The 11,608-nt window shown below is 60.3% G+C and carries 10 protein-coding genes; 5 read left to right on the forward strand and 5 right to left on the reverse strand.

Annotation, left to right across the window (positions count from 1 at the left end; translation table 11 throughout):
• Window positions 1–829: M23 family metallopeptidase (locus NW863_RS02925; protein ID WP_414364262.1), on the forward strand; the 829-nt coding region annotated here is incomplete at its 5' end.
• 123 nt (window positions 830–952) lie between these two features.
• Here NW863_RS02925 and NW863_RS02930 read toward each other — a convergent pair.
• From NW863_RS02930 to NW863_RS02940, 3 genes are all read right to left on the reverse strand, one after another.
• Window positions 953–1,570: a hypothetical protein gene (locus tag NW863_RS02930; protein ID WP_414364263.1), complete on the reverse strand. Its 618-nt coding sequence runs from the start codon at window positions 1,568–1,570 to the stop codon at window positions 953–955.
• A 119-nt stretch (window positions 1,571–1,689) separates the two neighbouring features.
• Window positions 1,690–2,778, reverse strand: coding sequence for a polysaccharide deacetylase family protein (locus NW863_RS02935; protein ID WP_414364264.1), 1,089 nt, complete (start codon window positions 2,776–2,778; stop codon window positions 1,690–1,692).
• A 79-nt stretch (window positions 2,779–2,857) separates the two neighbouring features.
• Window positions 2,858–3,850, reverse strand: a complete 993-nt coding sequence (locus tag NW863_RS02940) for an NAD(P)/FAD-dependent oxidoreductase (protein ID WP_414364267.1) — start codon at window positions 3,848–3,850, stop codon at window positions 2,858–2,860.
• A gap of 192 nt (window positions 3,851–4,042) precedes the next feature.
• On the opposite strand from NW863_RS02940, the gene NW863_RS02945 reads away from it, so the two are divergent.
• The 3 genes from NW863_RS02945 (at window position 4,043) to gyrB (ending at window position 7,711) form a co-directional block, all read left to right on the forward strand.
• Window positions 4,043–5,017, forward strand: coding sequence for an SPFH domain-containing protein (locus tag NW863_RS02945; RefSeq protein WP_414364269.1), 975 nt, complete (start codon window positions 4,043–4,045; stop codon window positions 5,015–5,017).
• A gap of 11 nt (window positions 5,018–5,028) precedes the next feature.
• The gene (gene rimM, locus NW863_RS02950; protein WP_414364271.1) at window positions 5,029–5,601 is read left to right on the forward strand and encodes a ribosome maturation factor RimM; all 573 of its coding nucleotides are present in this window, start codon (window positions 5,029–5,031) and stop codon (window positions 5,599–5,601) included.
• A 181-nt stretch (window positions 5,602–5,782) separates the two neighbouring features.
• Window positions 5,783–7,711: a DNA topoisomerase (ATP-hydrolyzing) subunit B gene (gene gyrB, locus NW863_RS02955; protein WP_414364273.1), complete on the forward strand. Its 1,929-nt coding sequence runs from the start codon at window positions 5,783–5,785 to the stop codon at window positions 7,709–7,711.
• 6 nt (window positions 7,712–7,717) lie between these two features.
• On the opposite strand, the gene NW863_RS02960 is transcribed toward gyrB, so the two are convergent.
• Window positions 7,718–8,908 (reverse strand): ATP phosphoribosyltransferase regulatory subunit, encoded by a 1,191-nt coding sequence (locus NW863_RS02960; protein ID WP_414364289.1) that lies wholly within the window; start codon window positions 8,906–8,908, stop codon window positions 7,718–7,720.
• Between the two features lie 80 nt (window positions 8,909–8,988).
• Window positions 8,989–10,074: an isochorismatase gene (locus NW863_RS02965; RefSeq protein WP_414364274.1), complete on the reverse strand. Its 1,086-nt coding sequence runs from the start codon at window positions 10,072–10,074 to the stop codon at window positions 8,989–8,991.
• Between the two features lie 146 nt (window positions 10,075–10,220).
• Here NW863_RS02965 and NW863_RS02970 point away from each other — a divergent pair, with 146 nt between their 5' ends.
• Complete coding sequence (locus tag NW863_RS02970; RefSeq protein ID WP_414364275.1) at window positions 10,221–11,588, forward strand: nicotinate phosphoribosyltransferase; 1,368 nt, start codon at window positions 10,221–10,223, stop codon at window positions 11,586–11,588.
• The last annotated feature ends 20 nt before the right edge of the window (window positions 11,589–11,608 follow it).

Here is an 11,608-nt window from a genome sequence, read left to right on the forward strand (position 1 = left end):
GGGATCCCTGGTGGGGGTGTACGCCCAGTTGAGCCGGGCTGTCGAGCGCCGGGACTGGTCTCAGGCCCTGCGCCTGGTGGATCTCCTGCTGCAGCGGTCGCCAGATCCCGCCCAGCGTCAGGAGCTGGAGAACTATCGGCTGGCGCTGGAGAGCCATCGCTCTGCCGATGGGGATCCGCCGCCGCCCCAGTGGCCGTTGTTGCACAAGCCCTTTGTCGGGGAATTTCCCGTCACCAACCTTTTCGACCACGATATGCCCCTGGGAGAGAAAGATGGCAACGGACGCTTTGTCAGTGGGCAAGGCCAAGTTTGGCTCCCTGGCCCGTTACACCCCTGCGGCAAAAGTGATGGCCACGCCGGCTACGACTGGGCCATGCCGGTGGGTACGCCGATCTTGGCCGCCGCTTCGGGACGGGTTACCTTGGCGCGTCAAGAGCCGCAGTTTTTGTGTCCCAGCTTGGGCCGCCCGGTCAGGGGGTTGCGGGTGCGCATTCGGCACGAGCCAGCCGGCTTGGAAACCCTCTACGCCCACCTCAGCCAAATCCGGGTGCAGGAGGGACAGAGAGTGGCGGCAGGGGACGTAATCGGCCTCTCGGGCGACAGCGGCTGTGCCAGTGGGCCCCATCTCCATTTTGAGGTGCGCCGCCTTGATCAAACCAACTCTGGCCAACCTGCCCCTGTCGATCCCTACGGGTGGTTTGGGTCTGACCTGGATCCCTGGAGCCTGGATCCCCTGGGAGCCGAAAGCCTGTTTCTCTGGCAGGTGGGCCAAGCGCCCAGCCTGGGCGTCTGCTGGCAGGCTCAGCAGCTCTCTGGTCACCCTCAATAGGCTGGAGACGTTTCCCTCACCCCCAATCTCTCTCCCCGTGGGAGAGGGGAGTGGCAGGGGACTGCTTCGCGGCAATTCGAAACGAATCCCGGCGGTCTATGCCTTGTCGCCAGACTTGGGATGCTACAGATCACGGCGGACAAAGCCATCTCCCTCCCACTGGTAAAGGGTGGCGCGCGAGTCGCGGTTAGCTCCCGGCACGCTGGAGATGACCAGGATCCCTTGGGAGCTGACCCGCAAGCTGGCATTGTTTAAATCTGTCACGCTCAGCAGCGGCACAAACCCCTCCGCTCGGTGTTCCAAGACCAAGACAGACCGCAGCAGGCTGATGCCCCCTCGCTCGGTGAGCAGCACCAGCTTGGGCTGGGCGCTGGAGGTGATGTCGGTGCGCAGCTGCGCCTCCACCAACCGTCCGGGGATCGGCTCAGCCGTGTGGAGCAGGCGAAAATCGTATCCTCCCTGATGTCCAAAGCTGAGAACCCGCACCACTGGCTCCACTGTCGGCTGCCGCTGGATTTCAAACACGGCCACCACATCCTGACGCTCAGAAGCGGTGCGGCTGGCTGCAAACAGGCGCAGGTTTTCGCCGCGATTGCCGCGGATGAACTCCCACCAGATGGATTGACGAAATAGGGCAACAACTCCTTCGCGCGCGCTGCCCCCCTCAGAAACAGCCGGCAACAGCGGAAGCAGCGGCTGGGGGTAGGCAGAGTGAACAGCAAGCGGTAGCGCCAGAGCCAAGGCTGCTCCCCAACTTATCCGAGCCCAGCAATCCAAGGGCTTTCGCATACTTCCCCACTCCTCGACCCTAAGATTCTAAGAGATTGCCCGGTTTTTCTAAGAGACAGTTGGCGGTTTCCTCAAGCAGGATCTCTAGAACTGGGCCAGGGCAAAAAGCGATAGCCTGCCTCTTCAACCGCAGCAACGATATCTGGCAAAGCTTCTGCAGTATGGGGCCAGCGGTCGTGCAGCAGCAAAACCAGGGGTTGTTCAGAGGCTTTCATCACCGACAACTGGGAGCGAACCCGCTCCAAAAGCTGGTCTGCTGTTTGGCCAGCATAGGCATCCTCGGGACTGAGGTTCCAGTAGAGAACCCGATACCCTGCCTGTTCCAAAGCGTGACGTAAAGCAGAGTCTAGGCGAAAACCGCCCGGTGGGCGAACCACTAGTTGGGGATCCAAGCCCAACCTCTTGAGCAGTTGGGTTGTCTGATCCACCTCGGCATAGAATATCTCGTCGCTGCTGTAGAGGCGTTGATAGTCGTGAGTAAACGTGTGGTTAGCTATCGTGTGGTGGTGGGTTTGAATGGCTTTGGCCAGCTCTGGAAAGCGAGAAACGTGATTGCCGATGAGAAAGAATGTAGCCGGCACTTGTAGCTGATCCAAAACTTGCAAAAGTCGAGGTGTGGACTGAGGCCAAGGTCCATCGTCAATGGTGAGAAAGGCAGAGCGAGGTGGTACTTCCAACAAAGGCCCCAGCGCCTCTTCCAAAGTCAGTTGCAAAGGCCAGCTATTTTCCAGCGGATCGAGCAAAGTGGGATCCGCTGTCCAGCCATGCTGCAAAAAGACCTCTACCTGGGCAGGTGCAGGGGTGATCAGCAGGCGCCCAGTCTGTTCGTCTCGGTTGCCCCAGCTCAGCCGATAGGGCAGCCCCGCAGCAACTTCAACTGTTGTCGAGCGGGTGATGACTGCATAGGGAATATCAATTAAATAATGCCCGTTCACCCGCTCTTGGTGAACCCAAGCAGCAGAAGGAGCCGATAGATAAACCAGCAGGTCTTGGGGATTACTGCCGCGCACAACGCGAACGCTCTCGATCGGGAGAATAGGATCGTATTCTGAGGTTAGAGTCAGGTTTAGATCAAAAAAAGACTGGGCCTCTACCGCGTAGTAATGCAGCCCTACCAATAGGAAAACCCAAAAAAAGATCGCCACTTTCAGAGAATGCATGGGAGTTGCTCGGGGCTTCGCAACAATCATAGGGCAGAAGGCCATCCCAACTCCCTCAAGAGGGCGGAATGAGCCCAAACTAAGAGCGCAGGCGCTCTTCCCATTTACGAAGAGGAGAGGCCCGGCGGATGTCCCGCCAAATGGCCGTTGCAGCCAGCGCCCCATCGGCGACGGCAATCGACACCTGGTTGAGGCCCTGCTTCAAATCCCCTACCGCGAAGAGCCGCGGATGGGTGGTGCGGCACCACTCGTCGGTCACGAGGTTTTCGCCCTGCCAGCGCAAATTGGGGATCCCTTTCAAATAGTCGTTGTGGTATTTGGCTCCCATGGCCACCAGGCCGGTGGTTGCCTCGATGTAGGTGCCATCCTCGAGCTCCACGCCCCGCATCTGGTGGTTCTCGCCCAGAAAGCGGCGAATGGGAGACTCGTAAAGGGGATAGCCGTGCTCCGCCAGTTTTTGGCGCATTTCAGGGCCGACCGAGCAGAGGCCGTGAGTCAACACCGAGATATAAGGCGTAAACCAGTTGAGGACAAAAGCCGTATTAATCCGATCTTCTGAATTGACAATCAAAACTGCCTTCTGATCCCGCATTTCGTAACCATCGCAAATCATGCAGACATGAAGCGAGTAGCCTGCATATTCGTAGACATTTTGCATATCAGGCAATTGGGGCAAATAATCGATAATGCCCGTTGCTGCAATCAAATATTTGCTGCGAAAAACAGGGTAGATACTGTTGACTTTTCTTACTTTGACCTTGACAGCAAAAAGGTCTCCCTCATCTGTGACATCTTCCACAAAGCCCCATAGATAGTCCACCCCCAAGCTGAGGGCGTGCTCCCTCCCCTGTCGCAACAGCTCTCGTCCTGGCGTGTTTGGCGGCAGGCCCAGATAGTTGCGCAAATCCTGCATCCAAAAAGAGCGGCCTCTGCTCTTTTCCACCACCAGGCAGCTCAAGCCGTAGCGGGCCAGGTAAATGGCTGCCGACAGCCCCCCTGCGCCACCACCGGCAACAATAACGTCGTAGATTTTGTTCAGGCCAACTTCTAGGTTCCTGCTGTCCAGTTTCATAGACGGGATCCCCCCACAAGCTTTCTACTGGATAAGATTGCAGCCCCAACAAGAAATCCGCAGCTCTAACTATCCTGTTCACGCCTCCCCTCTCTATTGTCTATTGAGGCTGAGACGTGTCGAAGGGGGAAGGGAGCAGTCCCAGCAGCCGTCTAGAATGGGGGCTGAACCCTCTGTTAGGAGAAGAGCCCTATGCCTGGCATCTTAGCCGCCCTTGCCCTCATCTTTATCGGCTACCTGTTCAACTCGGTCAAGATCATCAGCCAGGGCTATGAGGCGCTGGTAGAGCGTTTGGGGAGGTTTCACCGCAAGCTGACACCCGGGTTGCACATCATTTTTCCTCCCATCGACAGGATTGTGTTTAAGGAAACCATTCGCGAGAAGGTGCTGGACGTGCCACCGCAGCAGTGCATCACCAGCGACAACGTTTCTTTGATGGCGGATGCGGTGGTTTACTGGCGCATCACGGATATGATCAAGGCCCGCTACGCCGTAGAGGATGTACAGCGGGCTTTGGTGAACTTGGTGCTGACGGCCTTGCGCGCCGAAATTGGCCGCATGGACTTGGATCAGACCTTTTCCTCCCGCGCCGAGATCAACGCCCGCCTTTTGACAGAACTGGACGAGGCCACCGATCCCTGGGGGATCAAGATCACCCGCGTAGAAGTCAGGGATATCCAGCCCTCTAAGACGGTGCAAGACTCGATGGAAAAGCAAATGGCTGCCGAACGGGAGAAGCGAGCGGCCATTCTCAAATCGGAGGGGGAGCAGCAGGCCAGCATCAACCAAGCAGCGGGGGCTGCCAAGGCGCAGTTGTTGCGAGCAGAAGCTGAGAAGCGCGAGCGGCTGCTGCTGGCCGAGGGTACGGCTGAGGCTATCAAAACCATTGCCGCTACTTTGCAGGAAAACCCAGAGGCAGCCAACGCGCTGCAATACTTGATGGCACAAAACTACATCGATATGGGTCTCAAGCTGGGCAGCAGCCCCAGCTCGAAGGTGATCTTTATGGATCCCAATTCCATCCCCGCTACCCTGCAAGGGCTGCTCTCGATGGTGGATGTGGCCAAGGAAGGGCAGGGATCCGGATCCCGCGCTTCTGGGGCTTCCCAAAAGTTGGGCACCTCCACGGCTTTCCCGACCGAGGTGAACTTTCCTCAGCTCGACTAGTAGCGACAGCTATGGTAGCTTCTGCCCAACATGGAGGGGATCCCGCTTGGCTAGTGGTGGGGCAGGTGGTGGCCGCTCATGGACTGCGGGGCTGGCTACGGGTTAAGTGCTGGTCGGATTTTCCAGAGCGCCTCACTGAGCCAGGGCCGCGCTGGCTGCAGCGGGATAGCGATCCGGAGCCTCTGTTGCATCCTTTGATTGAGGGCCAGTTTTTTCCCGCCAAGGGCTTGTACTTGGTGCGGCTGGAAGGGATCCCCGATCGAACGGCAGCAGAGGCTTGGGTGGGGGCCAAGGTGTTGGTACCGGCTTCCCAGCGCCTGCCCCTCGAGCCGGAGGAGTACCACTACTCCGATCTCATTGGCCTAGCCGTCTACCATCAGGGTCGGCTGCTGGGACATGTCTCGGCAATCTGGGCCGCTGGCCAAGATGTGCTGGAGATCTCTACCCCCGACCAGCGGCAGGTGTTGATCCCCTTTGTGAAAGCTCTGGTGCCGGTTGTGGATCTGGAAAACGGTGAGCTGCAGGTGCAGCCGCCGCCGGGATTGGTGGAGAGCTTTCTCGGCCAGGATTGGGCAAGAAACTGATCTCCATCCCTGCATCCCCTGCCAAAGTTTGCCCTCAGAAGCGGCTGCGTGGCCGTTCTAGGCTTTTGTGCTATTATAGGGGCAGGTTTTTGGGATTTGGATCATCTCTGGCTTCTGGCGTCAATTTCTCTGGATTCAGGTTGGCGGGGGCCGGTATCTCTCTTCAGGATTGGAGTTACGAATGACGGAGAACTACGGTGCAGAGCAGATCCAAGTTTTGGAAGGCTTGGAGGCTGTGCGCAGGCGGCCTGGCATGTACATTGGCTCCACCGGGCCGAAGGGATTGCACCACCTGGTGTATGAGGTGGTGGACAACTCCGTCGATGAGGCCCTGGCCGGCTATTGCGACGAGATTGAGGTCACCCTCCACCCCGATGGCTCGGTGTCGGTTCTGGACAATGGCCGCGGCATCCCGGTAGACATCCACCCCAAAACCGGGCAGTCGGCGTTGGTGACGGTCATGACGGTGTTGCACGCCGGCGGCAAGTTTGGAGGGGGCGGCTACAAGGTCTCCGGGGGGCTGCACGGCGTTGGGGTGTCGGTGGTGAATGCCCTCTCGGAGTGGTTGGAGGCCAGAGTCTGGCGGGAGGGCAAAGTTTACTTCCAGCGCTTTGAGCGAGGGGCGGTGGTGGGATCCCTCAAATCCGAGCCGCAGCCGGTGGGTTCCCAGCGGCGGGGCACCGAGGTGCGCTTCAAGCCAGATGAGCTTATCTTTCCGGAGCGGGAGTTTGACTATGCCGTGCTGGCTGCTCGTCTACGCGAGCTGGCCTACCTCAATGCCGGCTTGAAAATCATCTTTAGTGATCTGCGGCGGGATCCGCCTCAGCGGGAAACCTATCAATTTGCGGGCGGCATCAAGGAATATGTGGCCTTCATCAACCACGAAAAAACCCCCATCCACCCCGACATTGTCTATGTGCGCGGAGAGCGGGATGGCGTCGAGGTCGAAGCGGCTCTGCAGTGGTGCGCAGATGTCTATACCGATACGTTGATTGGCTTTGCCAACAACATCCGCACCACCGAAGGGGGCACCCACTTGGAGGGGCTGAAGACTGCCCTTACCCTTACCATCAACAGCCAAGCCCGCAAGCTCAACAAACTCAAAGAGTCCGACAGCAACCTGGCGGGAGAAAACGTGCGGGAGGGCCTGACGGCGATCGTCTCGGTCAAGGTGCCTAACCCCGAGTTTGAGGGGCAAACCAAAACCAAGCTGGGCAACACCGAGGTGCGGGGCATCGTCCAAACCATTGTCTCCGAGGCCCTCACGGAATATCTGGAGTTCAACCCCAACGTGGCCAGGGGGATCGTCGATAAGGCCATCCAGTCCTTCAACGCGGCCGAAGCTGCCCGCCGGGCCCGGGAGCTGGTACGCCGCAAGTCGGCTCTGGAATCTTCCACACTGCCGGGGAAACTGGCTGACTGCAGTTGCCGGGATCCGGCGGAGTCAGAGGTGTACTTGGTGGAGGGCGACTCGGCAGGGGGCAGCGCCAAGCAGGGACGGGATCGCCAGTTTCAGGCGGTGCTGCCTTTGCGGGGCAAGATCCTCAACATCGAGAAGGCAGATCCCGCCAAGATCTACAAAAACGCCGAGATTCAGGCCCTGATTACAGCGCTGGGCCTGGGGGTCAAGGGCGAGGAGTTCGATCCCAGCCAACTGCGCTACCACCGCATCATCCTCATGACTGACGCCGATGTGGATGGCAGTCACATCCGCACCCTGCTGCTCACCTTCTTTTACCGCTATCAGAAGGCGCTCTTGGAGCAGGGCTACGTCTACATTGCCTGCCCGCCCCTCTATAAGATTGAGTGGGGCCGCAACAATGTGCGCTACTGCTACAACGAGGCCGAGAAAGAGCAAGTCCTGCGCAGCCTGCCGGCCAACACCAAGTACACCATCCAGCGCTTCAAGGGCTTGGGGGAAATGATGCCAGAGCAGCTCTGGGAAACCACCATGAACCCGGCAACGCGCGTCCTCAAGCAGATTACCATCGAAGACGCCGCAGAGGCGGATCGCATTTTCACCATCCTCATGGGGGATGCCGTTGGCCCGCGGCGGGAGTTCATCGAGGCCCACAGTGGCCAGTTGGAACTGGCGGCTCTGGACATTTGATTGGGATTAGTCCACGGGGGAGATGTGGTAGCTGCCATCAGCCTGCACCCAGGCAATCTCCGGGATCCGACACTGGCGGGCATAGGCCTCGATCTCTTCAGGAGGGCGATCCAGCAATTCCAGCTCCACGGCCTCTGACTCCCGCCAGCGGGCGGCCAAGGCCAGCGCTGCCGGGATCCCTGCCGGCACCAGCGGCACCACCAACCGCTGGCAGCCCATTGCCTCGGCTGGGGGGTCGGGGGGCAAGAGCCGCAGCAGCGTATCGGGCAGGAGGGTAAAGCCGATCCCTGGCTGCTCAACTTGCTGAGGGCTGTAGAGAGCATAGAGCTGGTCGTAGCGCCCGCCCAGGGCAATGACCTCTCCTCCCACCACTGCCTGGAAGACAATGCCGGTGTAGTAGGCCAGAGTTTGCAGCAAGCTTAGATCCAGCACCACCCGCACCTGCCGGGCTTCCAGGATTTGGCACAACTGCCGCAGATCCCGCAGCCGCTCCGGGGGCACAGGAAGCTGGGCAAGCTGAGGTAGGACCTGCTCAGGCTGGCCGCGCAATCCCAGAATCTGCAAGCCAATCTGGCGGGCCGCCTCCGGCAGGGGGGCTGATTCTAGGTAAACGTAGTCAAGCTGGGCAATGGCGCGGCGCACCGCCGCCTGGGCCTTGGGAGTAACCGAGTTAAGCAGGCTCTCGGTCAGGCCCACATCTCCCAACAGCAATGTCCAGTTGCTGAGGCCAACAGCGCGCACGCAATCGGCCAAAAGCAGCAAGATCTCAGCGTCGGCTAGCCATCCGCCCGCGCCGATGAGCTCCACCCCCGACTGGAAAAACTCCTGGCTGCTGTAGGAGCCCTCCTCCCGCCGGCTATTGCGGAACACGTTGCCGTGGTAGTAGAGCCGCAGCGGCAGAGGCCCGCCGGCCAGCCGGGTGGCTGCTGCCCGCACGATGGAAGCGGTGAATTCCGGGCGCAACCCCAGCATTGTCCCTTCCCCGTCCCGCAGTTGCAGCACGGCTTCACCGCGGATGGATCCCCCAGCCAGCAGGGTCTCTAACCGCTCTAGGGTGGGCGTGATGATACGTTGGTAGCCGTAGCGGCGAAAAACCTGGGTTAGCTGCGCCTCTAGCCTTTCCCGCCGCTGAACTTCCCGCGGCAAAAAGTCGCGGGCGCCAGTGGGAGGGCGCAGGGAACTGGTTTCCCAAAGCAAATCTGCACCGCCAGGGCAGTCGTACACAGGCCAACTCCGACAGGCTGTCCTGCCGCATCCTACCACTGGAGTAGAGCAGATCAAGTCTCCTCCGCAAGAGGCCAGGGAAAGTCAGGCCACTCCCAAAGGGGATCCGTGGAGTGCACCCGGTGCATCCCCGCTGCCGCAAAGCGGGCAAAGGCTGCCTCCGCCTGCTCGCTAAAATCGACAATGCCGGGGATCACTACCGGCGAGGTGCAATCTTCCAGAAGGTAGACCCTCCTGGCTAGGCTGGGATCTCTAGCCTGGATCTCCTGCAGCAGGTCGCTTACCGTCCAGGCAACGCAGTGGCTTTTGGCTTGGCCAGCCACAATCAGGGCATCAAATTCCAGGAGGTGGTCGATAAGGGATTCATTTTTCTCGTCGATGGGATCCCCCTCCGGCCCCGTCAAGACCTCCGGGCTGAGGGCAGAGTAATTTTCCGTCAAGGGGTTGGCTCCCTTGAGCTGTAAGCTGGGCTGGCTGCCGCGGGCAATGGTGTGGAAGAAGATCGCCTCCTCCACTGCCGGCACCAGGGCATGGCCAATCCCACCCAGCATGGAATGGTAGGGCCAGACAATGAGGGGATATTTCCCCCCTTTCTCCAATTGCTCGGCATAGTGGAGGGCATAGACCTGCAGCCGCGTCAGATCCCCCTGGGTGAGGTTGGCGGCCATGGCAGGGTTGATCCGCCAGCGTCCTGAGAGAATCTCGGCTGCCGAGATGGCGGTAGCTGGCTCGGGATGGGATCCCTGGGCATCCACCCAAAAGACGGGGTGGAAGATCTGCATCGCCGTGTGGGTATCCAGGGTGGCCACAATCTGGGTGATGTGGGCAAGGTGGCGGTAGATGAATTGGCACAGGCGGCAGTTGTCCTCCACCGCCCCCAAGCCGCTGGGGCCGCCCACAAACAGCTCAAAGCCAGGAATGCAGAAGGTGTTTTGCACATCAATCAGCAACAGGCCCACCCGCACCCGATCGGCTTCCGCCGGGGGAATGTGGTGCTCTTGGGCCCAGCGCTCTGCCTCTAGGGCCCGCTGCTGGTAGGGCACTCGCCAAATCTCTCCCACCCGCTCAGGAGCAAAGTGGGAGGGCACAGGCAGGGTTGGCGGCGCTGGAGTTGTCAACTGCGGAGCAGAGGTGTCCATGGCGCTTCCCGTAGCCAAGCTTTTGCTGCTTTGCAGGGTAGGGATCCCTGGCAGGCTGGACTTGCTACCATGGTAGCTCCAACTGGGGCAACCGCTTCTCTGCCTTTCCCCAAGGGCGTTGCCTCTCTGGCTTACTTGAGGGTTCCATGGTAGACCCAAGCTTTTCCTCCCTGCAGCCCCAAGACTACGGCTTACTGACCGATCTCTACCAGTTCACAATGGCTGCCTGCTATGTGGGGGAGGGGCTGGAGAATCAGCCGGCGGCCTTTGAGCTGTTTGTGCGGCGCTTGCCTAGCGACTATGGCTACCTCATTGCCATGGGGCTGGCCCAAGCGGTGGAATACCTGCAGCAGTTGCACTTTCCGCCACAAGCCTTGCAGGCCCTGCAGGAGACGGGCATTTTTGCCGAGGCACCGCCACGCTTTTGGGAGCTGCTGGCTAGCTACCGCTTCGAGGGGGATGTGTGGGCAGTACCGGAGGGGACGGCCGTTTTTGCCAACGAGCCGCTGCTGCGGGTGGAGGCTCCTCTGTGGCAGGCGCAACTGGTGGAAACCTACTTGCTGACCACCTTTAACTACCAAACCCTGATTGCCACCAAGGCAGCCCGCATGCGCGATGCGGCAGGGGATGAGGCCGTTTTGTTGGAGTTCGGCACGCGGCGAGCCTTTAGTCCCCAGGCGGGCCTCTGGGCAGCGCGGGCGGCGCTGGCGGGGGGGTTCAATGCCACCTCCAATGTCTTGGCAGCTCTCAAATTGGGGCGCAAGCCGGCGGGCACCATGGCCCATTCCCTCGTGATGGCCATTGCCACCCTCTCTGGCGATGAGACCCGTGCCTTTCAAGCTTTCCGGCGCTACTTTCCCCAAGCGGTTTTGCTCATTGACACCTACGATCCCATCCAGGGAGCGCGCACCGCGGCTCAGCTCTTTGCTGCCACCCAGCCGGAGCAACTGGGATCCCGGGGGGAAATCGGCGGCGTACGCATCGACTCGGGGGATCTGGAGGCCCTCTCCCACCAAGTCAAGGCCATCCTGCCGCAGGGGGCGCCGGTGTTTGTCAGCGGCGATCTGGATGAGTACGAGATTGAGCGGCTGCACCGCTCCCAAGCGCCCATCAGTGGCTACGGTGTTGGCACCCGCCTGGTTACCGGCGAGGGGGTGAATGGAGTGTACAAATTGGTGGAGATCAATGGGATCCCCGTGGCCAAGGCCTCCTTTGCCAAAGCCACCCTGCCAGGGCGCAAGCAGATCTTTCGCGGCCCCACAGGGGACTTGCTGGGTCAGGCTGACGAGACCCCGCCCCCCGGCTATGAGCCGCTGCTGCGCCAGATCATGCACAGGGGCGTGCTCCTGGAACCCTTGCCCGACCTGGAAACCATTGCCCGTACCAGTCGTGCCTCGGTGCTGCGCTTACCGAAGGGGGTGCGGCAACTGCGTCAGCCGGATCCCTGGCCGATGGCCCTGACTGCAGCTTTGCAACGGGTAAAAGACCACACCCTCGGTCAGGAATCTGCCTGAGGAAAGGGAGTTCTGCTGCA

Origin of the sequence: Synechococcus sp. B60.1 (genome assembly GCF_047462555.1) — a bacterium.
In the GTDB taxonomy this organism is placed as follows: Bacteria; Cyanobacteriota; Cyanobacteriia; order Thermostichales; family Thermostichaceae; genus Thermostichus.